The 21776-nt window shown below is 75.6% G+C and carries 24 protein-coding genes; 17 read left to right on the forward strand and 7 right to left on the reverse strand.

Translation table 11 applies throughout. From position 1 onward, the window contains the following. Positions 1-49 precede the first annotated feature (49 nt). The 3 genes from ACI79F_RS05465 to ACI79F_RS05475 form a co-directional block, all read right to left on the reverse strand. A complete protein-coding gene (locus ACI79F_RS05465; RefSeq protein WP_456543873.1) occupies positions 50-460 on the reverse strand; it encodes a VOC family protein in 411 nt (136 codons plus the stop codon). A 56-nt stretch (positions 461-516) separates the two neighbouring features. Further along, complete coding sequence (locus ACI79F_RS05470) at positions 517-672, reverse strand: hypothetical protein (protein WP_456543872.1); 156 nt, start codon at positions 670-672, stop codon at positions 517-519. An 86-nt stretch (positions 673-758) separates the two neighbouring features. Then, a complete protein-coding gene (locus ACI79F_RS05475; RefSeq protein ID WP_456543871.1) occupies positions 759-1520 on the reverse strand; it encodes an enoyl-CoA hydratase-related protein in 762 nt (253 codons plus the stop codon). Positions 1521-1569: 49 nt separating this feature from the next. Between ACI79F_RS05475 and hemW the strand changes: the two genes are divergently transcribed. The 4 genes from hemW to ACI79F_RS05495 all read left to right on the forward strand — a co-directional run bounded on the left by hemW (position 1570) and on the right by ACI79F_RS05495 (position 5633). Further along, a complete protein-coding gene (hemW, locus tag ACI79F_RS05480; RefSeq protein ID WP_456543870.1) occupies positions 1570-2793 on the forward strand; it encodes a radical SAM family heme chaperone HemW in 1224 nt (407 codons plus the stop codon). A gap of 120 nt (positions 2794-2913) precedes the next feature. Then, a complete protein-coding gene (locus tag ACI79F_RS05485) occupies positions 2914-3750 on the forward strand; it encodes a mycofactocin-coupled SDR family oxidoreductase (protein WP_456543869.1) in 837 nt (278 codons plus the stop codon). A 171-nt stretch (positions 3751-3921) separates the two neighbouring features. Continuing rightward, complete coding sequence (locus ACI79F_RS05490; protein WP_456543868.1) at positions 3922-5031, forward strand: sensor histidine kinase; 1110 nt, start codon at positions 3922-3924, stop codon at positions 5029-5031. Beyond that, positions 5028-5633 (forward strand): response regulator transcription factor, encoded by a 606-nt coding sequence (locus ACI79F_RS05495; protein WP_456543867.1) that lies wholly within the window; start codon positions 5028-5030, stop codon positions 5631-5633. The genes ACI79F_RS05490 and ACI79F_RS05495 overlap by 4 nt, the downstream gene beginning before the upstream one ends. Before the next feature lie 17 nt (positions 5634-5650). Here ACI79F_RS05495 and ACI79F_RS05500 read toward each other — a convergent pair whose 3' ends face one another. Continuing rightward, a complete protein-coding gene (locus ACI79F_RS05500) occupies positions 5651-6259 on the reverse strand; it encodes a type II toxin-antitoxin system VapB family antitoxin (RefSeq protein WP_456578885.1) in 609 nt (202 codons plus the stop codon). A 1-nt stretch (position 6260) separates the two neighbouring features. On the opposite strand from ACI79F_RS05500, the gene hrcA reads away from it, so the two are divergent. The 3 genes from hrcA to ACI79F_RS05515 are packed head-to-tail and all read left to right on the forward strand — an operon-like array spanning position 6261 to position 9207. Then, on the forward strand, positions 6261-7283 hold the full coding sequence (gene hrcA / locus ACI79F_RS05505; RefSeq protein ID WP_456543865.1) for a heat-inducible transcriptional repressor HrcA: 1023 nt from the start codon (positions 6261-6263) through the stop codon (positions 7281-7283). A 15-nt stretch (positions 7284-7298) separates the two neighbouring features. Beyond that, positions 7299-8429 (forward strand): molecular chaperone DnaJ, encoded by a 1131-nt coding sequence (dnaJ, locus tag ACI79F_RS05510; protein WP_456543864.1) that lies wholly within the window; start codon positions 7299-7301, stop codon positions 8427-8429. A 4-nt stretch (positions 8430-8433) separates the two neighbouring features. Further along, the gene (locus ACI79F_RS05515; RefSeq protein WP_456543863.1) at positions 8434-9207 is read left to right on the forward strand and encodes a 16S rRNA (uracil(1498)-N(3))-methyltransferase; all 774 of its coding nucleotides are present in this window, start codon (positions 8434-8436) and stop codon (positions 9205-9207) included. A 4-nt stretch (positions 9208-9211) separates the two neighbouring features. Here the strand turns inward: ACI79F_RS05515 and ACI79F_RS05520 are convergent, their stop codons facing one another. Then, positions 9212-10126 (reverse strand): PhnD/SsuA/transferrin family substrate-binding protein, encoded by a 915-nt coding sequence (locus ACI79F_RS05520; protein WP_456543862.1) that lies wholly within the window; start codon positions 10124-10126, stop codon positions 9212-9214. 85 nt (positions 10127-10211) lie between these two features. Between ACI79F_RS05520 and ACI79F_RS05525 the strand changes: the two genes are divergently transcribed. The 6 genes from ACI79F_RS05525 to ACI79F_RS05550 all read left to right on the forward strand — a co-directional run bounded on the left by ACI79F_RS05525 (position 10212) and on the right by ACI79F_RS05550 (position 15059). After that, positions 10212-10571 carry a histidine triad nucleotide-binding protein gene (locus ACI79F_RS05525; protein WP_456543861.1) on the forward strand — a complete coding sequence of 120 codons (360 nt, stop codon included), beginning with the start codon at positions 10212-10214 and terminating at the stop codon, positions 10569-10571. Positions 10572-10687: 116 nt separating this feature from the next. Next, a complete protein-coding gene (locus ACI79F_RS05530; protein WP_456543860.1) occupies positions 10688-11503 on the forward strand; it encodes an enoyl-CoA hydratase/isomerase family protein in 816 nt (271 codons plus the stop codon). A gap of 166 nt (positions 11504-11669) precedes the next feature. Then, the gene (locus ACI79F_RS05535) at positions 11670-12743 is read left to right on the forward strand and encodes a PhoH family protein (protein WP_456578886.1); all 1074 of its coding nucleotides are present in this window, start codon (positions 11670-11672) and stop codon (positions 12741-12743) included. Between the two features lie 5 nt (positions 12744-12748). Then, the gene (gene ybeY / locus ACI79F_RS05540) at positions 12749-13252 is read left to right on the forward strand and encodes an rRNA maturation RNase YbeY (RefSeq protein ID WP_456543858.1); all 504 of its coding nucleotides are present in this window, start codon (positions 12749-12751) and stop codon (positions 13250-13252) included. Between the two features lie 34 nt (positions 13253-13286). After that, on the forward strand, positions 13287-14639 hold the full coding sequence (locus tag ACI79F_RS05545; RefSeq protein WP_456543857.1) for a hemolysin family protein: 1353 nt from the start codon (positions 13287-13289) through the stop codon (positions 14637-14639). A gap of 87 nt (positions 14640-14726) precedes the next feature. After that, positions 14727-15059: a cytidine deaminase gene (locus ACI79F_RS05550; RefSeq protein ID WP_456543856.1), complete on the forward strand. Its 333-nt coding sequence runs from the start codon at positions 14727-14729 to the stop codon at positions 15057-15059. A gap of 7 nt (positions 15060-15066) precedes the next feature. On the opposite strand, the gene ACI79F_RS05555 is transcribed toward ACI79F_RS05550, so the two are convergent. Next, entirely contained in the window at positions 15067-15648 is a 582-nt protein-coding gene (locus tag ACI79F_RS05555; protein WP_456543855.1) for a hypothetical protein, read from the reverse strand. A gap of 169 nt (positions 15649-15817) precedes the next feature. On the opposite strand from ACI79F_RS05555, the gene era reads away from it, so the two are divergent. The 3 genes from era (at position 15818) to ACI79F_RS05570 (ending at position 18334) form a co-directional block, all read left to right on the forward strand. Next, the gene (gene era, locus ACI79F_RS05560; protein ID WP_456543854.1) at positions 15818-16732 is read left to right on the forward strand and encodes a GTPase Era; all 915 of its coding nucleotides are present in this window, start codon (positions 15818-15820) and stop codon (positions 16730-16732) included. After that, positions 16729-17475, forward strand: a complete 747-nt coding sequence (gene recO, locus ACI79F_RS05565; RefSeq protein WP_456543853.1) for a DNA repair protein RecO — start codon at positions 16729-16731, stop codon at positions 17473-17475. Before era ends, recO begins: the two co-directional genes overlap by 4 nt. Before the next feature lie 79 nt (positions 17476-17554). After that, positions 17555-18334, forward strand: a complete 780-nt coding sequence (locus ACI79F_RS05570) for an isoprenyl transferase (protein ID WP_456543852.1) — start codon at positions 17555-17557, stop codon at positions 18332-18334. Here the strand turns inward: ACI79F_RS05570 and ACI79F_RS05575 are convergent. Further along, on the reverse strand, positions 18331-19989 hold the full coding sequence (locus ACI79F_RS05575) for a serine/threonine-protein kinase (RefSeq protein WP_456543851.1): 1659 nt from the start codon (positions 19987-19989) through the stop codon (positions 18331-18333). The two genes, ACI79F_RS05570 and ACI79F_RS05575, sit on opposite strands and share 4 nt — an antisense overlap. A 221-nt stretch (positions 19990-20210) precedes the next feature. Between ACI79F_RS05575 and ACI79F_RS05580 the strand changes: the two genes are divergently transcribed. After that, positions 20211-21752, forward strand: coding sequence for a hypothetical protein (locus ACI79F_RS05580; RefSeq protein WP_456543850.1), 1542 nt, complete (start codon positions 20211-20213; stop codon positions 21750-21752). The last annotated feature ends 24 nt before the right edge of the window (positions 21753-21776 follow it).

A 21776-nucleotide genomic window follows, 5' to 3' on the forward strand; every position in this document is an offset into this window, starting at 1 on the left:
CGGTGCCCACCCCGGGTGGGCACCGGCGCAGCACCGCGGGGGAGGGCGGCTACCAGCCCTCGCCGGGGAGACCCGGGGCGTAGCTGCCCAGGCTCCACTCGCCGCCCTCGGGGTCGAGCAGCCGGGCCCGGCGGGTCCCCCACTCGGTATCCTCGGGCGCGATCACCGGTCGCCCGCCGGCCTCGATCCCGCGCCGGTAGCCGTCGTCCACCGCGGCGGCGTCGTCGAGGACGAGGTAGAGCCCGCCCCCGGTCGAGCGGCCCACCAGCGGCGGGCGGCGGTAGTCGGCGTCGTAGCCGGCCACCATCAGGACGACGTCGTCCCAGCGCAGCTCGGCGTGCGCCACCCCGCCGTCCGGACCGTCGGCCCGGCGGACCACGTCGAAGCCGAGCGCCTGCAGCCACCCCAGGGCGGCGGGTGCGTCGCGGTAGCTGAGATACGCCGCCAGCCGGGCACCCATGTCGCGCAACCTAGTTGCGTCGTCCCCGGGTCGGCAGGGTCGATGGACCCGCCGGCCTACGCGCCGCCGGCCTCGCGCAGCATGCGGGCGCGGTCCTCCGACTCATCGGACTCGGGCAGCGTCGAGGTGTCGAGGGACTCGACGGTGTCCTCGGGGGACACCGGCTCGGGCAGCGTCCGGAACCGGGCGCGCGGGTCCTCCGGGTCGGTCATGCCCGCAGGGTCCGCGCCGCCCGGCGACCGGGCAAGACCTGCGTGGCGGCCGTGAGCGGACGACGTGGTCGCTGCCCGTCCGGCGCTCAGGGCACCCAGCGGGCCGGGCGCTTCTCGCGGAACGCGGCGATGCCCTCCTGCCCCTCCTCGCCGGCGAAGAAGCGGGCCGAGACCCGCTGGAGCTCCTCGAACGAGCCCCGCATCCCGCCCGAGCGCAGCAGGCGCTTGGTCTCGGCCAGCGCCGCCGGAGCTCCCGACGCCAGCGCCGCCACCTGCGCGTCCACGGTCGCGTCGACCTCCTCGTCGGGCACCGCGAGGTCGACCAGCCCGGCGTCCACCGCGAGGTCGGGGCCGAACACCTCCCCGGTCAGCGCCAGCCGGTGCAGCCGGTGCGGCGCCATCCGCGGCGCGAGCACCGCCGAGATGACCGCCGGCACCAGTCCGACCCGCACCTCGCTGATCGCAAACGTCGCCGAGGCCCCGGCGACGACGACGTCGCAGGCCGCCATCAGGCCGATGCCGCCGGCCCGCGCGGGCCCCCGGACGGCGGCGAGCACCGGCTTCGGGGCCTCCCACAGCGCGGTCAGCAGCTCGGGGAAGGCGAGCACGCCCTGGTCCTCCGCGCCGGCGCCCGCGGCCTCCGACAGGTCCATCCCCGAGCAGAACACCCGGCCGGTGTGGTCGAGCACGAGCACCCGCACCTCGTCGTCGGCCAGGGCGTCGTCGACCGCGCGGCGCAGGCCGGCGAGCATCGCCCGGGACAGCGCGTTGCGGTTGGCGGGGGAGTCCAGGGTCAGCCGGGCGACGCCCCGGTCGACCGACACCTGCAGCACGGGGTCGGGAGTCACAGCGCGATCCTGCCGGTCACCCGCCGGCGGCGCGGCACACTGGGAGCAGATGGACGCCGCCCTGCCCCTGCTGCCCGCCCCGCCGGCCGCCCCCTTCGAGCTGCCCGAGGCGGCGCGCGAGGGGCTGACGACGACCCCGTTCGGCCTCTACGTCCACGTGCCGTTCTGCGCGACGCGGTGCGGCTACTGCGACTTCAACACCTACACCTCCGACGAGCTCGGCCCCGGGGCCAACCGCGCCGAGTACGCCGGCACCGTGGTCGCCGAGCTGCGGCGGGCCGCCGAGGTGCTGGGCCCGGACCGGCCGGAGGTGTCCACCGTGTTCGTCGGCGGCGGCACCCCGACCCTGCTGCCGGCCGAGGACCTGGCCGCCGTCCTCGCCGCCGTCCGCGAGCTGTTCCCGGTGGCCGCCGACGTCGAGGTGACCACCGAGGCCAACCCCGAGTCGGTGACGCCGCGGTCGCTGGCCCGGCTGCGGGAGGGCGGCTTCACCCGGCTCAGCCTCGGCATGCAGTCCGCGGCCGAGCACGTGCTCGCCGTGCTGGACCGCCGGCACACCCCCGGGCGCGCGGTCGAGGCCGCCCGCGAGGCCCGGGTGGCGGGCTTCGGGCACGTCAACCTCGACCTGATCTACGGCACGCCGGGGGAGACCGACGCCGACTGGGCGGCCTCGCTCGACGCCGTCCTGGCCGCGCCGGTCGACCACGTCAGCGCCTACGCGCTCATCGTGGAGGAGGGCACCCGGCTGGCCCGCCGGATCGCCCGCGGCGAGCTGCCGATGCCCGATGACGACGTCCTCGCCGACCGCTACGAGCAGGCCGACGCGGCCCTGCGCCGCGCCGGCCTGGAGTGGTACGAGGTGTCCAACTGGGCGGCCGGCCCGGCGGCGCGCTGCCGGCACAACGAGCTGTACTGGGCGAACGCCAACTGGTGGGGGATCGGCCCGGGCGCGCACAGCCACGTCGGCGGGCTGCGCTGGTGGAACCTCAAGCACCCGGCCGCGCACGCCGCCCGGGTCGCCGCGGGCGAGAGCCCGGCCGCCGGGTCCGAGCTGCTCGACGTCGACGACCGCGCGCTGGAGGCCGTCATGCTCGGCCTGCGGCTGCGCGACGGGCTGCCGCTGACCCTGCTGTCCGGCGCCGGCCGGCTGCGGGCCGCCGACGCCGTCGCCCGCGGCCTGCTCGACCCGGCGGCGCACGCGGGCGGCCGCGCCGTCCTCACCGACCGCGGCCGGCTGCTGGCCGACGCGCTGGTCCGGGAGCTCACGGACTAGAGCGGCAGGAACGCGGTTCTGGACGGCGCCGCCGCGGGAGTGTTGGGTGCGTCACAGGGCGGCACCGCCGTCCCCGCGGGGCGGTGTCGCCCCGCTCCCGGCAGCAGGGAGGACGCCGACATGGCAGGACGGGTCGAGGGCAAGGTCGCGCTCATCACCGGAGCTGCGCACGGGCAGGGGCGGAGCCACGCGATCCGCCTGGCGCAGGAGGGCGCGGACATCATCGCCGTGGACCTCTGCCAGGACTACGAGACCGTCGGCTACCCGATGGGCACCCAGGAGGAGCTCGACCAGACCATCAAGTCGATCGAGGCCCTCGACCGGCGCGCGGTGAAGGTGATCGCCGACGTGCGCGACCCGAACCAGATGAAGGCGGCCTTCGACACCGGCATCGCCGAGCTCGGCAAGGTCGACGTCATCTGCGCCAACGCGGGCATCGCCTCCTACGCCCCGGAGCAGACCCGCCAGCACTACATCGACGTGCTCAACGTGAACCTGGTCGGCGTGATCAACACCGTGCTGGCCGGGCTGCCGCACCTGCCCCGCTTCGGGTCGGTCATCGTCACCGGGTCCCTCGCGGCGCTGCTGAAGGGCGGCATCGGGGAGAGCGGCAGCGCCTACACGCTGGCCAAGCGGTCGCTGGTGCCCTTCGTCCAGGCGACCGCCGCCGCGGTGGCCAAGGAGTTCATCCGGGTCAACGGCGTCCACCCGACCAACTGCAACACCGACCTGCTGCAGAACGACGGCCTCTACCGCGTCTTCCGGCCCGACCTGGAGAACCCGACGAAGGAGGACGCCACCCCGGCGATGGCGACGCTGCAGTCGATGCCGGTGCCGTGGATCGAGCCCGAGGACATCAGCGAGATGGTGCTGTTCCTGGCCTCCGACGCCGCGCGGTACGTCACCGGGCAGTTCATCTCGGTCGACGCGGGCGGCAGCCTCAAGACGCTGGACTGACCCGCCCCGCCGGTCTCCCCTGACGGATGTCAGGGGAGACCGGCGACGTCCCGCACTACCGGCCGGGCGGCCCGCCGCAGCACCCTCGACGGCGTGGGTGCTCGACCTGGTCCGGCGCAGCCACCCGCGGTCCGGCCGGGCGCCGTGCCCGAGCCGCTAGCGTCGCGGACCATGGACTGCCGGCCGGCCTGGCAGCGCCTCGGCTGGGCGGTGCCGTGGCTGCTGTTCCAGTTCTTCCCCGTCGCGGACCTGGTCTCCACCCCGCGGCCGGGCTGGGCGAAGGCGGTCGCCGCCGCCGGGCTGCTCGCCTTCACCGCCTCCTACCTGGTGGTGTTCGGCCGCTTCTTCGACCGCCGGCCGCCGGCCTGGCGGCACCTGGCCGTCGTCGCCGTCCTCGGGGTGGCGCTGGCCGCCTGGCTCGGCCCGGGCTGGGCCGGCCTGATGATCTACGTGTCCGCCGCCTCGGCCGGCGCGCTGCCCGCGCGGTGGGTGTGGCCGGCGGTGCTGGCCTGCGCCGGGGTGTGCGCCGCGGTGGTCGCCGCGGACGGCGCGTTCGACAGCCTGTTCATCCTGCCGGTGATGTGCCTGCTGACGGCGTTCGCGCTGTCGGGCACCCGCACCCTCGTCACGCTCAACGCCGAGCTGTCCGGCGCGCGGGAGGAGCTGGCCCGCGCCGCCGTCGCCGAGGAGCGGCTGCGCTTCGCCCGCGACCTGCACGACCTGCTCGGCCACAGCCTGTCGCTCATCGCGCTCAAGAGCGAGCTCGCCGGCCGGCTGGCCGACCGCGACCCGGCCCGCGCCCGCGCCGAGATGGCCGACGTCGAGGCCACCGCCCGGCGCGCGCTGGCCGACGTGCGCGACGCGGTCAGCGGCTACCGGCAGGTGAGCTTCGGCAGCGCCCTGGCCGAGGCCCGCGCGGCCCTGTCGGCCGCCGGCATCGCCCTCGTCCCGCCGGACGCGGTGCCGGCGCTGCCCGGGGCGGTCGACGCGGTGCTCGGCTGGGTGGTGCGCGAGGCCACCACCAACGTGCTGCGGCACAGCGGCGCCCGCACCGTGACCGTCACCGTCGGCACCGACGACGACGGCGCCGCGCTCACCGTGACCGACGACGGCCGCGGCCCGGGCGGCGGGCCGACCGGCCCGGCGGGGGCGGGGCTGTCCGGGCTGGACGAGCGGCTGGCCGCGCTCGGCGGCCGGCTGGACACCGGACCGGGCCCCGGCGGGCGCGGGTTCCGGCTGTCGGCGCGGGTCCCGGTCGCCGCCGCGGTGGCGGCGCCGTGATCCGGGTGCTCATCGCCGAGGACCAGTCGATGGTCCGCGGCGCGCTGCAGGCCCTGCTCGAGCTCGAGGACGACATCGAGGTGGTCGCCGAGGTCGGCCGCGGCGACGAGGTGGTGGCCGCCGCCCGCGCGCACGCGCCGGACGTCGCGCTGCTGGACATCGAGATGCCCGGCTGCGACGGGCTGGAGGCCGCGCGGGCGCTGGCCGCCGAGGTGCCGGGCACGCGCGCCGTCGTCCTCACCACCTTCGGCCGGCCGGGGTTCCTGCGCCGGGCGATGGAGGTCGGTGCCGCCGGCTTCCTGGTCAAGGACGCCCCGGTGGCCGAGCTGGCCCGGTCGATCCGCGCGGTCGTGGCGGGGGAGCGGGTGATCGACCGCGAGCTGGCCGCCGCCGCGCTGGCGATCGGCGCGACCCCGCTGTCGGGCCGGGAGGCCGACGTGCTGCGCGAGGCCGCCGACGGCGCCACGGTCGCCGAGATCTCCCGCCGGCTGTTCCTCTCCGAGGGCACGGTGCGCAACTACCTGTCCTCGGCGATCGGGAAGACCGGGGCGCGCACCCGGGTCGAGGCCGCGCGGGTGGCCGAGGAGCGCGGCTGGCTGTAGCGGGGCCGGGGCCGGGGTCAGCGGGCCGGCTCGGCCGGCATGAGCGCGTCGAGGTCCAGCACCCGCACGTGGATCACGGTGCGCTGCTGCAGCGCCGCGCGCAGCGCCCGGTGCAGGCCGTCCTCGAGGTACATCTCGCCGTGCCAGAGGACGGCGTGCGGGAACAGGTCGCCGTAGAACGTCGAGTCGTCGGCGAGCAGCGCGTCCAGGGCGAGCTCGCGCTTGGTCGTCACCAGGGTGTCCAGCCGGATCTGCCGCGGCGGGATCATCGCCCAGTCCTTGGTGGACATCCCGTGCTCGGGATACGGACGGCCCTCGCGCACCGCTTTGAAGATCAGGGAACCGACCTCCGTCCGGACCGCCCGCGCACCTGCTGCGACTCCCCGCCAGCCTATCCGCCGGGCCGGTGCGCCGTCGCCGCCGGGCGGCCGGCCGGCGCCCGGCGAGCGAGCCCCCCGGAGGGGCCGGACTCGCGCGAGCCGCGCGACGGGGTGGTCCCGCGGTCGTATGCTGGTCTGGCACTCCGTTCGTGCGAGTGCCAGCCCTGACGACGGTGCGACGGAGCGGTCCGGCGAGGCGCTGCCACCCGCTCGCACGGCGCGTCGACCGGTACGGGGAGGTGTCACCGTGGCGCACGACGAACGGCGCCTGCAGGTCCTGCGGGCGATCGTCCAGGACTACGTCTCCACCAACGACCCGGTGGGCAGCAAGGCCCTCGCCGAGCGGCACGACCTCGGCGTCTCGCCCGCCACCATCCGCAACGACATGGCGGTGCTCGAGGAGCAGGGCTACATCGCCCAGCCGCACACCAGCGCCGGACGGGTGCCCACCGACAAGGGCTACCGGCTGTTCGTCGACCGGCTGTCGGCGGTCAAGCCGCTGTCGGCCGCGGAACGCAAGGCGATCGAGAAGTTCCTCGACGGCGCCGTCGACCTGCACGACGTCCTGGGCCGCACCGTCCGGCTGCTGGCCCAGCTGACCCGGCAGGTCGCCGTCGTCCAGTACCCGACCCTGTCGCGCAGCGCCGTGCGGCACCTGGAGGTCGTCCAGGTCGCCGGCTCCCGGCTGCTGCTCGTGCTGATCACCGACACCGGCCGGGTGGAGCAGCGGGTCGTCGAGTGCCCCGGGGACGTCGACGCCGACACCGTCGCCGACCTGCGGGCGCTGCTCAACGGCGCGTTCACCGGCGCCCGGCTGGCCGAGGCCGGCAACAAGGTGCCGGAGCTGGTCGAGTCGGCCCCGCCGCACCTGCGGTCGCTGGTCGCCACGGTCAGCGCCGCGCTCATCGAGACCCTCGTCGAGCCCGGTGAGGACCGGCTGGTCGTCGGGGGTACGGCGAACCTCGCCCGCACCGCGCTGGACTTCCCCGGCACGGTGCGCCCGCTGCTCGAGGCGCTCGAGGAGCAGGTCGTCGTCCTGAGGCTGATCAGCGAGGTCGACGCCGCCGGGAGCGTCGTCGTCCGGATCGGCGAGGAGAACGCGCACGAGGCGCTCACCGGTGCCTCCGTCGTCTCGGTGGGGTACGGGTCACCCGACCGGGCACTGGGGGGCCTGGGCATCGTGGGACCCACCCGCATGGACTACCCGACGAACATGGCCGCGGTCCGCGCCGTGGCCCGCTACGTCGGCCAGTTGCTGGCCGAGAGCTGAGGCGAGAACCCCTCCATGGCAACCGACTACTACGGCGTGCTGGGCCTGGCCCGCGGCGCCTCCGACAGCGACATCAAGAAGGCCTACCGGCGGCTGGCGCGGGACCTGCACCCCGACGTCAACCCCGACCCCGAGGCCAAAGAGCGCTTCCAGGAGGTCAGCCGCGCGTACCAGGCGCTCACCGACCCGGAGAAGCGCCGCATCGTCGACCTCGGCGGTGACCCGTTCGAGACCGGCGGCGGTGGGGGCGGCAGCCCCTTCGGCACGGCCGGCTTCGGCGGGCTCGGCGACATCATGGACGCCTTCTTCGGCGGCGGCATGGGCGCGCGCGGCCCGCGCAGCCGCACCCGGGCCGGCGGTGACGCCCTGATCCGCCTCGAGCTGGACCTGGACGAGACGGTCTTCGGGACGACGAAGGACATCACCGTCGACACCGCCGTCCTGTGCGACGCCTGCGCCGGCGGCGGCACCGCCCCGGGCACCCACCCCGCCACCTGCACCACCTGCGCCGGCCGGGGCGAGGTGCAGAGCGTGCAGCGCTCGTTCCTCGGCCAGGTCGTCTCCAGCCGCGTCTGCCCGACCTGCGACGGCACCGGCCAGGTCATCCCCGAGCCGTGCCCCAAGTGCGGCGGCGAGGGGCGGGTCCGCGCGCGCCGGACGATCTCGGTCAAGGTGCCGGCCGGCGTCGAGGACGGGATGCGGATCCGGCTGACCGGCCACGGCGAGGTCGGCCCCGGCGGCGGCCCCGCCGGCGACCTGTACGTGGAGATCGCCGAGCGGCCGCACGACGTGTTCACCCGCGACGGCGAGGACCTGCACTGCCGGGTCACGCTGCCGATGACCGCCGCCGCGCTGGGCACGACGTTGTCGCTGGCCACGCTGGACGGCGAGGAGGACGTCGACATCCGGCCCGGCACCCAGTCCGGCACGGTGCTCACCCTGCGCGGCCGCGGCGCCCCCCGGCTGCGGGCCACCGGCCGCGGCAACCTCATGGTGCACGTCGAGGTGGAGACGCCGACCCGGCTCGACCCCGAGCAGGAGAAGCTGCTGCGCGAGCTGGCCACGCTGCGCGGCGAGGACCGCCCCGGCTCTGCCTCCGAAGGGCAGGGCGGGCTGTTCTCGCGGCTGCGCGACGTGTTGAAGTGAGGGCATGAGCACGGGACCCCTGAGCACGGGAGCGCGCCTGCCGGAGCTCGACGGCGCCCCGCTGTTCCTGCTGGACGAGCTGCCCGGCGGCGACGAGCTGCTGGTCACCGGGCCCGAGGGACGGCACGCCGTCGACGTGCTGCGGCTGGCCCCGGGCGAGCGGGTCCGCGTCGGCGACGGCCGTGGCACCGTCGCCGAGGGCGAGGTCGCCGCCGCGGGGCCCGACGGGCTGCGGGTCCGGGTGGAGGCCCGGCTCGAGGTGCCGTCGGCGCAGCCGCGGCTGGTGCTGGTGCAGGCCCTGCCCAAGGGCGACCGCGGCCCACTGGCCGTGGAGCTGGCCACCGAGCTCGGGGTGGACCGGATCGTGCCGTGGGCCGCGTCGCGCTGCGTCACCCGCTGGCGGGACGACCGCGTCGCCAGGGGCGTGGCCAAGTGGCGCGCGGCGGCGCACGCGGCCAGCAAGCAGTCCCGCCGGCCGCGGGTGCCCGAGATCGCCGACCTGGCCAGCACCCGGGAGGTCTGCGGCGAGCTGGCCGAGGTCGACCTCGCCGTGGTGCTGCACGAGCAGGCCCGCGCCCGGATCGCCGACGTCGACGTGCCGGCCGAGGGCACGGTGGCCGTCGTCGTCGGCCCCGAGGGCGGGCTGACCGACGGCGAGGTGCTCGCCTTCCGGGCCGCCGGGGCCGAGCCGGTGCGGCTCGGGCCGGAGGTGCTGCGCACCTCCACGGCCGGGGCCGCCGCGCTGGCCGCGCTGTCGCTGCGGACCCGCTGGCGCTAGCCGCTCACGGCTCGACGAGGCCGAGCTCCCGGGCGATCCCCTCCAGCCGGTCGAGGTCGGCCGGGCCGGCCGGGACGAACGCGCCGGCGCCGCACAGGTCCAGCACCTCCGCGTCGCCGGGGTCCGTCGCGGACAGCCCGGTGAACCAGCCGGTCAGCCGCGCGCCGATGTCCCCGCCCAGCCGGGCGGGCAGCTGCGGGTGCATCAGCCAGCAGTGGTCGGCGTAGGCCTCGGTCCGGGCGTACTCGACCACCTCGGGCGGGACCCGCCCGGCCGCGCGCAGCTCGTCCCACACCCGCGCGCTCAGCACGCCGGCGTCGACCGCGCCGCCGGCCACCCGGTCCACGACCGCCTCGTGCGAGCCGGCCAGCACCGGGCCGCCGGGGAAGCCGGCCGGGTCCACGCCCTGCTCCCGGAGGAACCACGCGGGCATCAGCCGGCCGGAGACCGACGACGCCTCGCCGTAGGCGAACGGCCGCCCGGCCAGCGGGGAGAGGTCCGGGGACGGCGTGAGCCCGGCGGCGACGCCGACCACGAACACCGACCGCTGGTCGGTGTCGACGTCCCGGCGGACCAGCGGGACGGCGCCCGGCGCCAGGAGCCGCGCGCGGACCCCGGCCAGGCCCGGGAACCAGCTGAGGTCGACCCCGCCGGTGCGGAACCGGCGCATCGACTCGTCGTAGTCGGCGGCCGGCACGTAGGCGACCTGCAGGCGCAGCGGGTCCGACATCCGTTCGGCGACGGCCCGGTACAGCCGGCCCAGCTCGTCGGGCTCGCGCTCGGGCAGGGCGCTGATCCGCAGCGTCCCCTGCGGACCGTCGGGGTCGACGGCGGCCGGACCGGCGCAGCCGACCGCGGCCGAGCCGACCAGCGCGAGCAGCCCGCCGGCCAGCACGTCACGACGGGTGAGCGAGCGCACGGGGACCTCCTCCGCAGGGGTGACGGTGCCCGTCATCCTGTCGAGTAACGGAACGCCGCGGGATCACCCACTAGGGTCGTCTTCCGTGAGCGACTGCCTGTTCTGCCGCATGGTCGCCGGCGAGATCCCGGCCGACGTCGTCGCCGAGACCGACCGCACGCTGGCCTTCCGGGACATCAACCCGCAGGCACCGACGCACGTGCTGGTCATCCCGAAGGAGCACCACCGCAACCTGGGCGCCCTGGCCGCCGCCGACCCGGAGCTGCTCGGCGCGGTCGTGCGCGCCGCCACCGACGTGGCGCGGCAGGAGGGCCTGGTCGCCGACGGCGGCGTCGAGCCCGGCTACCGGGTGGTCACCAACACCGGCCCGCAGGCCGGCCAGTCGGTGGACCACCTGCACCTGCACGTGCTCGGCGGCCGCGACCTGCGGTGGCCGCCGGGCTGACGTCCGACGGGACGCGCCGCCGGGTGCCGCGGCCCGGGCGTGGGTGCCGCGCCGCAGCCCGGCCCGGGGACCGCACCGCGGCAGCGGCCGGGCGACCCAGGTGTCAGGGTGACGGCATGACCGAGAGCCCCGTCCGCGTCGAGCGGGACGGCGACGTCGCCGTCGTCGTCCTGGACGCCCCGCCGCTGAACCTGTTCGACGAGTCCGTCTTCGCCGGTTACGAGGCGGCGGTGGCCGAGCTGGTCGCGCTCACCGAGCCGGGCCGGCCGGACCGTGCCCGGGCCGTGCTGCTCGAGGCACGGGGCAAGGTGGTGTCCGCGGGCGTCGACGTCCACCACTTCCAGGCCATCGCCGAGGGCCCGGACCCCGCCGGCGAGGGGACGGCGCTGTGGGCCCGGCTGATCCGCCTGGCGCAGACCCTCGAGGACCTGCCGGTGCCGACCATCTTCGCCGCGCACGGCCTGACGCTGACCGCGGCCTTCGAGCTGGCGCTGGCCTGCGACCTCCTGGTCGCCGCGGAGCGCGCCTCCTTCGGGCTGGTGGAGATCGTCGTCGGGCTGACGCCGTCGATGGGCGGGCCACAGCGGCTGGCCGAGCGCGCGGGCCCGGCCCGGGCCAAGGAGCTCGTCTACACCGGCGGGCGCTACCCGGCCGCGGAGCTCGAGCGCTGGGGCGTGGTGAACCGCGTGCTGCCCGACGAGGGGTTCGCCGAGGCCGCCCGCGCCATCGCCGCGCAGGTGGCCGCGGGCCCGACCGTGGCGCACGCCGCGACCAAGCGGCTGGTCGGCACGGCGCTGCGCGACGGGGTGCGCGCGGCCGACGCGGTGATGCCGCAGCTGTCCGGTCCGCTGTTCGCCACCGCCGACCTGCGCAACGCCGTCCGCTCCTTCCTGACCGACGGGCCGGGCAAGGCGTCCTACGAGGGCCGCTGACCCGTTCGGGCGAGGCCGGTTCCGGGGCCCCGGGCGCGGGTATCCTCGACCGGTCCGCACCGCCTCAGCAGGAAGGCAGGGTCGAGGGTTCTTGCCCGACTCCTCCCCGAACGTCCCCGTGCCGGGAGCCCCCACGTCGCGTGAGGCCTCGGCCTCCGCCGCCGCGGTGGACAGCGGCTCGGCGGGTACGTCGGCACTGGCGGGCACCGCGCCCGCACCCGTCCGCACCACGATCACCGTCCCCGAGAGCGTCTCCATGGTGGGGCTGCTCGGCTCGGGCGACGAACTGCTCCGCCTGGTCGAGGCCGAGGTCGCCGCGGACGTCCACGTCCGCGGCAACGAGATCTCGGTGACCGGCCAGCCGGCCGACAACGCCTTCGCCGTCGGCGTCTTCGACGAGCTCATCGCGCTCCTGGGCACCGGCCAGGCGCTGCGCCCGGACTCCGTCCGCCGGGTCATCGGCATGCTCCGCAGCGGGGGCTCCGAGCGCCCCGCCGAGGTGCTCAGCCTGGACATCATCAGCCGCCGGGGCCGCACCATCCGGCCCAAGACGCTGAACCAGAAGCGCTACGTCGACGCGATCGACGCGCACACCATCGTGTTCGGCATCGGCCCGGCCGGCACCGGCAAGACGTACCTGGCGATGGCCAAGGCCGTGCAGGCGCTGCAGACCAAGCAGGTCAACCGGATCATCCTGACCCGGCCCGCGGTCGAGGCGGGGGAGCGGCTGGGCTACCTGCCCGGCACGCTGTCGGAGAAGATCGACCCCTACCTGCGGCCGCTGTACGACGCGCTGCACGACATGGTCGACCCGGAGTCCATCCCGCGGCTGATGGCGGCCGGCACGATCGAGGTCGCGCCGCTGGCCTACATGCGCGGCCGCACGCTCAACGACGCGTTCGTGATCCTCGACGAGGCGCAGAACACGACCGCCGAGCAGATGAAGATGTTCCTCACCCGGCTCGGGTTCGGCTCCAAGATCGTGGTCACCGGCGACGTCACCCAGGTCGACCTGCCCGGGGGCGCGCAGAGCGGCCTGCGGATCGTGCGGGAGATCCTCGACGGCATCGACGACGTGCACTTCGCGAACCTGACCAGCTCCGACGTCGTCCGGCACCGGCTGGTCGGCGACATCGTGGACGCCTACGAGCGCTGGGACGCCGCCCACCAGCAGGCGCCGTCCCGCCCGGCCGGTCCGGCGCCGGCCCGCGGGGCCCGCCCACGCCGGCAGGGGAGCTGACCGCCGTGCCGGTCGAGGTGGCCAACGAGTCCGAGATCGCCGTCGACGAGGCCGAGCTCGCCGGGGTCTGCCGGTTCGTGCTCGCCGAGATGGGCGTCAACCCGATGGCCGAGCTGTCGGTGCTGTGCGTGGACCCCGACTACATGGCGACGCTGCACGAGCGGTGGATGGGCGAGAAGGGCCCCACTGACGTGCTCGCCTTCCCCATGGACGAGCTGGACACGTCCCGGCCCGACGACCCGGAGCCCGGGCCGGCGCTGCTCGGCGACGTCGTCCTGTGCCCGTCGGTCGCCGTCCGCCAGGCCCGCGCCGCGGGCCACACCATGGACGACGAACTGGTGCTGCTCGCCACCCACGGCGTGCTGCACGTCCTCGGCTACGACCACATGGAGCCCGAGGAGGAGAAGGAGATGTTCGGCCTGCAGGCCAAGCTCCTCGACGCCTGGCGCTCGGCGCCCCGGCAGCCGGTGACGGGGGAGCCCGCGCAGCGCGAGCCCCGCCCCCGGTGAGGCCGGCGATGGAGCGCGGGACGGCGGTGGCCCGGTGACCGCGGGCCAGCTCACCATGCTGGTGGTCGCGGTCCTGCTCATCCCGCTGGCCGGCCTGTTCGGTGCGATGGACGCCGCCCTGCAGCGCGTCTCCGCCGCCCGGGTGCACGAGCTGCGCCGGGAGGGCACCAAGCGTGCCGCCGCGCTCGAGGAGGTCCTCGCCGAGCGCGCCCGGCACGTCTCGCTGCTCCTGCTGCTGCGGATCGTGTGCGAGATGGTCGCCGCGGTGCTGGTGACCGTCGTCCTGTACGAGCTGTGGCGGACCGGCTGGGCGGCCGTGCTCACCGCCGCCGGGATCATGACCGTGGTCAGCTACGTGCTGGTCGGCGTCGGCCCGCGGACGCTGGGCCGGCAGCACGCCTACGGCATCGCGCTGGCCACCGCCGGCGTCGTCCGGCTGTTCGGGCGGGTGCTCGGGCCGGTCGCCACGCTGCTCATCCTCATCGGCAACGCGATCACCCCCGGCCGCGGCTTCCGCGACGGGCCGTTCTCCTCCGAGGTCGAGCTGCGCGAGCTGGTCGACATGGCCGAGGAGCGCGGCGTCGTGGAGTCCGGCGAGCGCAACATGATCCACTCGGTCTTCGAGTTGGGCGACACGATCGCCCGCGAGGTCATGGTGCCGCGCACCGAGGTGGTCTACATCGAGCGGACCAAGAGCGTCCGCCAGGCGATGGCCCTCGCGCTGCGCAGCGGCTTCAGCCGGATCCCCGTGATCGGCGAGAACGTGGACGACGTCGTGGGCGTGGTCTACCTCAAGGACCTGGTGCGCCGGTCGCAGAACCTCGGCGACGGCCGGGGCCCGCGGGTCGAGGAGCTCATGCGGCCGCCGACGTTCGTGCCGGAGTCCAAGCCGGTCGACGAGCTGCTGCGCGACATGCAGGCGCAGCGGATCCACATCGCGATCGTGGTCGACGAGTACGGCGGGTTCGCCGGCCTGGTGACCATCGAGGACATCCTCGAGGAGATCGTCGGCGAGATCGCCGACGAGCACGACGCCTTCCAGCGGCCGCCGGTGGAGGAGCTGTCCGACGGCTCCATGCGGGTCACCGCCCGCCTGCCGGTCGAGGACCTCGCGGAGCTGTTCTCCGTCGAGCTGCCGATGGACGAGGGCGTCGAGACCGTCGGCGGGCTGCTGGCCCGCGAGCTCGGCATGGTGCCCATCGAGGGGTCGGCCACCGAGGTCGGCGGGCTGCGCCTGGTGGCCGAGAGCACCGGCGGGCGGCGCAACCGGATCGACACGCTGCTGGTCTGCCGGGTGCCGGAGGCCGGCGGCGAGGACGGCGCCGAGGACGCCGCGCCGTCCGGGGCCACCCGCGCCGAGGAGCCGGCCGGCGTCGTGGAGGGCTGAGGGAGGACCCTCCTGCCCCCCACCGCTCGCAGGCTCGCGGCGGGCCCTGCAGGAGGGCCGGCCGGCTCGGTGGGTGAGGATGTCCCGGTGCCGGATCTGCAGCCCGAGGACGCCAAGCTCGTCACCCTCGCCCGTTCCGCCGTCGGCCGCACCGGCGCGCGGGAGGGGGCGGCCGTGCGGGACACCGACGGCCGCACCTACCTGGCCGCGACCGTGGACCTGCCGTCGCTGAAGCTCTCCGCCCTGCAGGCCGCCGTCGCCGCCGCCGTCTCCAGCGGGGTGACCGGGCTGGAGGCCGCCGCCGTCGTCTCGGCCGCCGACGCCGTCGAGCAGGAGGGGCTGGCCGCGGTGCACGACCTCACGCCGTCGGCCCCCGTGTACCTCGCCGGCCCCGACGGCGCCCTGCGCGCCCAGGCCTGAGCCCTCCTCACAGCGGCGCGCCCAGCGCCTCGGCGAACGCGTCGGGGTCGCGCACCCACCGGGTGAGCGCCTGCTCGGCGCCGTCGTCGCCGGCGTAGCGGACGGCGACGCGGGCCCGGCCCGGCAGCCAGCCGCGCAGCTGCCGCGGGGCCGGCCACCCGGCCGGCGGGCGGCCGGTGCGGACCTCGCGGACCTGCCCGAGCGCGACGACCTCCGCCGGGTCGGGCCGGGTGCCGGCGGTCGTGGTGGACAGCCCGTGGTCGGAGACCGTGGTGCGGCGGACGTTGAGCAGCAGCACCAGCAGCGCGGCGCCGACCGCCCACGGCAGCTCGCCGCCGGCCATGACCCCGCCGCCGCGCCAGGCGGCCAGCCCGACCCAGCCGACGACGACCAGCGCCGCCAGCGCCCACGCGACCGGCCCGGGCGCCTCGTACTGCCAGTAGCGCAGGGGGGCCGGGACGACGGTGGCCGACCGGCGCGGACCCCAGCCGACGACGAAGCGGTGGCCGGTCACCTGCTCGACGTGCATCCGCCGCTGACCGGTCCACGCCGCCTGCGACCCGCCGCGTCGCCGTCCTCGTCCCGCCACGCCCCCATCCTCCCCGGGACCGCCCGCGCGAGGGGGTCGTGACCGGCGGCGGGCCCGCAGGGTCCCCGGCGGGTGCGACGGATCGGCTCAGCGCACGTCGGGGACGGCAACTGGCCGCGGTGTCGGCCGGTAGGCCGACGATGTCACAGCGCAGTGGGAGACTGGGCCGGTGAGCACGCCGGAGCAGCCGTACCGCAGCGGCTTCGCCTGCCTGGTGGGCCGCCCCAACGCCGGCAAGACCACGCTGACCAACGCGATGGTCGGCGAGAAGGTCGGCATCGTCAGCAACCGCCCGCAGACCACCCGGCACGCCATCCGCGGTGTCGTGCACCGGCCCGGGGGGCAGCTGGTGCTGGTCGACACCCCCGGCCTGCACAAGCCCAAGAGCCTGCTCGGCCGCCGACTCAACGACGTCGTCCGCGACACCCTGGCCGACGTCGACGTCGTCGTGTTCTGCGTGCCCGCCGACCAGCCCGTCGGCACCGGGGACCGCTTCATCGCCCGCCAGCTCCGGGAGGTCACGGCGCCCACGGTCGTCGTCGTCACCAAGACCGACGCCGCGAGCAAGAAGCAGGTCGCCGAGCAGCTGGTGGCCGCCAGCGGGCTGGTCGAGGCCGCCGAGGTCGTGCCCGTCAGCGCCGTCGCCGGCGACCAGGTGGAGCTGCTCGAGGACCTGCTGGTCGGCCTGCTCCCGGAGGGCCCGCCGCTGTACCCGGAGGAGCAGACGACCGACGAGGACGTCGAGCGGCAGCTGGCCGAGCTCGTCCGCGAGGCCGCCCTGGAGAAGGTGTTCCAGGAGGTGCCGCACTCGTTGGCCGTGACCATCGAGGAGATGAACCGGCGTCCCGACCCCAAGCGGGCCGGCGGCGAGCTGGTCGAGGTGCACGCGCTGCTGCACTGCGAGCGGCCCAGCCAGAAGCCGATGCTGCTGGGCAGGGGCGGGTCGGTCATCAAGGCGATCGGCACCGAGGCCCGCGCCGGCATGGAGGCGCTGCTCGGCGCCCGGGTCCACCTCGACCTGCACGTCACCGTCCTCGGCGAGTGGCAGGACGACCCGAAGAAGCTGAACAGGCTGGGGTATTGAGCACCACTCCGAAGTCGCTGTACCGCGACGAGGGCGTCGTCCTGCGCACCCAGAAGCTGGGGGAGGCCGACCGGATCGTCACGGTCCTCACCCGCCGGCACGGCAAGGTGCGGGCGGTGGCCAAGGGCGTGCGCCGCACCAAGAGCAAGTTCGGCGCCCGGCTGGAGCCGTTCAGCCACGTCGACCTGCAGCTGTACACCGGCCGCACCCTCGACGTGGTCAGCCAGGCCGAGTCGATCCGCTCCTACGGGCAGGCGGTGGTCGGCGACTACCCCGCCTACACGGCCGGCACCGCGGTCCTGGAGACCGCCGACCGGCTGACGGCGGAGGAGAAGGAGCCCTCGCTGCGGATGTTCCTGCTCGTCATCGGCGCGCTGCGGGCGCTGGCCGAGCGCAGCCACCCCGCGCCGCTGGTGCTCGACGCGTTCCTGCTGCGGGCGATGTCGGTGGCCGGGTGGGAGCCGGCGCTGGGCGCCTGCGCCCGCTGCGGGGAGGACGGCCCGCACCGGCACTTCTCGGTGCCCGCCGGCGGGTCGGTCTGCCGGGACTGCCGCCCGACCGGCTCGGCCATGCCCAACCCGGTCACCCTCGAGCTGCTCGAGGCGCTGCTGTCCGGCGACTGGGAGCGCGCCGAGGCCAGCGAGGCCGCCCAGCGTCGCGAGGGCAGCGGCCTGGTCGCGGCGCTGCTGCAGTGGCACCTGGAGCGCGGGCTGCGCTCGCTGGCCCTGGTCGACCGCACGTGAGCGGACAGGGGCGTGAGCATCGCAGCGAGCGCCAGCGAGCGAGGAGCGGAGCGCTCCGCGGTAGCGAACCGAGGACACCGTGAGGCGCGCCGCCGCCCGGCGCGAGGTCAAGCCGCCGAACCCGCACCCGTCGGGCGTCCAGCCGCCGGACCTGCCGGCCGACAAGGTCCCCGGCCACGTCGCCATCGTCATGGACGGCAACGGCCGGTGGGCCAAGCAGCGCGGGCTGCCCCGGACCGCCGGGCACGAGGCGGGGGAGTCCTCGCTGTTCGACTGCGTCGAGGGCGCCATCGAGCTCGGCATCAAGGCGATCAGCGCCTACGCCTTCTCCACCGAGAACTGGCGGCGCAGCCCCGAGGAGGTCCGATTCCTCATGGGCTTCAACCGCGACGTCATCCGCCGCCGCCGCGACGAGATGCACGAGCTCGGGGTGCGGGTGCGCTGGGCCGGCCGCCGTCCGCGGCTGTGGCGCAGCGTCATCACCGAGCTCGAGGTCGCCGAGGAGCTCACGAGGGACAACGACGTCCTCACCCTGACCATGTGCGTCAACTACGGCGGCCGCGCCGAGATCGCCGACGCCGCCGCCGCGATCGCCCGCGACGTCGCCGCCGGACGGCTGGACCCGGCCAAGGTCACCGAGGCGACCGTCGCCCGCTACCTCGACGAGCCCGACATGCCCGACGTCGACCTCTTCGTGCGCAGCTCGGGGGAGAACCGCACGAGCAACTTCCTGCTCTGGCAGTCGGCCTACGCCGAGTTCGTCTTCCTCGACACCCTCTGGCCGGACTTCGACCGCCGGCACCTGTGGGCCGCCTGCGAGGAGTACGCCTCCCGCCAGCGCCGGTTCGGCAGCGCCTAACCGCCGAAGGACGCGACGTCGGTGTCGCGCCACCAGTCGGTGAGCGCGGTCAGCCCCTGGGTGCCGCCGTTGCGGATGCGCACGACCGCCTCGACGCCGTCTTCGGCCTCGGTCCAGATGAGGACGGCGTCGTTCTCCCGGTCCACGTAGCAGGCGACCCGGCCCGAGCCGACGCCCTCCTCCTCCCAGGTGCCGTGCCCCTGGGTCGCCGGGCAGGAGGTGCCGGCGGGCTGCTCCTCGAGCTCGACGCGGGCGACGTCGTCCAGGAACACCCGCTCGGCGGTCTCGCCGTCGGGGTAGAGGAAGAACCGCGAGTGCCCCGGCCCGGGCTGGGTGGCGCTGGCGCCGCAGTCGACCGCCGCCACCTCGCCGTCCTCGGGGGCGGGTGCGGGCCGGCACCCGGCCGCGTCGTAGTCCGGCGGGAGGATCGCCAGCAGGTCGTCGTGCTGCGGCCCGGCGGCCGGCGGCTCCGGCCGGTCCAGCGGCGCGTCCCCGCCGTCGGTCAGCACGAGGACGGCGACGAGCGCGGCGAGCAGCGCCGCCGCCGTCCAGACCAGCACCGTCGCGGTCCGGCCGCCGCGACCCGCCCGCCCGGACGGCGACGGCGGCGGTGACGGCGGCCCGGGCCGGGCGGGGGCCGCGGACGCCGGGGCGGCGGCCCGGGCGGCCGGCCGGACGGCGGCGCGGGCGGCTGCCGGCGCGGTCGCCGGGGACTCCGGTGACCAGGCGGCCACGGCGGGCGGGGCCGGCGGCGCCGGGACGACGGTCGGGGCCGGCGGGAGGGTCGGGATGCGCGCGGTGGAGGTCAGCACGCGGCGGGCGGCCGTCGCCAGGGCGCCCGCGGACGGCCACCGCTGCTCGGGCTCCTTGGCCAGCCCCTTGGCCAGCACCTCGTCCAGCCCGCGCGGCAGCTCGGGTCGCAGCGCGGTGACCGACGGCGGCGCCTCGTTCAGGTGCGCCCACATCAGCGGCGCCAGCCCGGTCACCGGGAACGGGCGGCGTCCGGTCAGGGTCTCGAACAGCACGCAGGCCAGCGAGTACACGTCGGCGCGGGCGTCGGCCGGGCGCTCCAGGAAGCGCTCGGGCGCCATGTAGTCGAAGCTGCCGACGGCCGAGCCGGCCTGGGTCAGGCTGGGCTGGCCCGGGTCGGGCATCAGCATCCGCGCGATGCCGAAGTCGACGAGGTAGACGAACTCCTCCTCGTCCTCGTCCGGCACCTCCGACAGCGGCGCGCAGACCAGCACGTTCGAGGGCTTCACGTCCCGGTGCACCAGGCCCTCGGCGTGGGCGGCGTCCAGCGCGTGCGCCACCTGCGCGACGACGTCCACCGCCCGCCGCGGCGCCAGCGGGCCGCGCTCGGCGAGCACCGCGGACAGGTCGCTGCCGCGCACCAGCCGCATGTCGAGGAACAGCCGGCCGTCGATGTCGCCGTAGCGGTGGATCGGCACGATGTGCGGGTCGTTGAGCCGCGCCGCGGCGTAGGCCTCGCGCCGGAACCGCTCCCGGTAGGCCTGGTCGGCCGCGAGGTCCTCGGCGAGCACCTTGAGGGCCACCCGGCGCTGGTGCTCGGTGTCGAAGGCCTCGTAGACCACGCCCATGCCGCCACGGCCGAGCAGGCGCTCGATCCGGTACGGGCCGAACTCGCGGAACTCCACCCACGACCTCCCGGACGACCTGCGGCGCGACGCCGTCCCCCCGTGGACCGGACGCCGGGAGTCTAGGCTCCGCCGGCCGCCGCACCCCGGTTCCGCGCCCCGCCGGGGACACCTCTGCGGCGACCGGGCAACGGTTCGGGACGGCGCGGCGGAACTCGTTGACACCGGTGCCGGGGTCGCCGACAGTGTCGCGACTCCCCGAGCAAGGACGGAAACACCCCGTGAGCGAGAGCACGATCGCGCCCCAGCACGCCCAGCCCCCGTCGGGGTCGCCGCAGCGCGGTGACCTCAACGACCAGCTGATCAACACCCACGTCTGGACCGACCAGATGCTGGCCGAGGCCGGCATCCCGATCATCGACGTCCCGTTCGTCACCTTCGGTGGCGGCATCGGGTCGTTCGTGACGGTCGACTACCTGCGGATCTGCGGGGTGCCGACCAGCGCGATGCGCGTGCTCACCCCGCTGAAGACGCCGTGGGAGAGCTACGAGTACCTGACGACGGTCTCGCAGATCCCCCGGGGCGAGCGGCTGCGCTCGGACTCGGCCTCCACGCCGGACAACATCTGGGGCTTCCCCAGCTACGCCCTGCGCGAGGGCCCGAAGCAGTGGTGGAACGTCTTCCTCGAGCCGATCTTCAAGCGCTACTACACGCCCAAGGCCGGGCACGCGTTCACGTCCATGGAGCGGGAGATGTACCGGATCCGGTACCCCGAGATGGTCGTGCACGGGCAGGTGCGCATGGTCCGGCGCCGCGCCGGCGGCGGGTACTTCACGGTCCTCACCCCGCCGGAGGGCGCCGCCCCGACCCGGCGCATCGCCTACCGCAGCCAGTGGGTGCACGTCGCCGTCGGCTACCCGGGCCTGAAGTTCCTGCCCGACCTGCAGAAGTACCGGCAGGAGTACAACGACTTCCACAAGGTCGTGAACGCCTACGAGCCGCACGAGCACGTCTACGAGCGGCTGCACAAGCGCCCCGGCACCGTGCTCATCCGCGGCGGCGGCATCGTCGCCTCCCGGGTGCTGCAGCGGCTGATCGACGACCGCGACCAGCGGGGCCTGCAGACGCAGATCGTGCACCTGTTCCGCACCTACGTGGACAAGGCGCACGGCCCGAGCATCTTCAAGCGCCGCCGCGGCGCCGACGGGTGGGCCTACCAGGGCTTCAACTACCCCAAGTCGGTGTGGGGCGGCCAGCTCAAGCAGCAGGTGCGCAAGAGCCACGGGGAGGAGCGCGCCCGCCTGTACAAGGAGATGGGCGGCACCAACACCCCGCTGCGCAACGACTGGCTCGAGCAGCTCGACCGCGGCCGCCGCGAGGGCTGGTACCGCGTGATGATCGGCCAGATCGACAACCTGCGGCCGGTGGGCGACCTCGTCGAGGTCGCGGTCAGCAGCGACCAGGGCCCGCAGCTGGGGACGTTCGACTTCGTCATCGACTGCACCGGCCTCGAGGCCGACATCCGCGAGCACCGCGTCCTGGCCGACCTGCTCGACCACTCCGGCGCCGGGCGCAACCCCGTCGGCCGGCTCGACGTGGGCACCAACTTCGAGCTCCTCGGGACGCAGAACGGCGGCAAGATCTACGCCTCCGGCAGCGCCACCCTGGGCGGCCCGTTCCCCGGCGTCGACACCTTCTTCGGCCTGCAGATCGCGGCCCAGGAGATCGCCGACGACCTGATCAAGCAGGGCTTCGCGCAGAAGCTGGGCCCCGGCCGGTCGACCAGCCAGTGGTGGAAGTGGGTCCGCAACAAGCAGATCTGACCGACCGCCCCGCCTGAACCCGCG

The organism is Blastococcus sp. SYSU D00868, assembly GCF_054050575.1.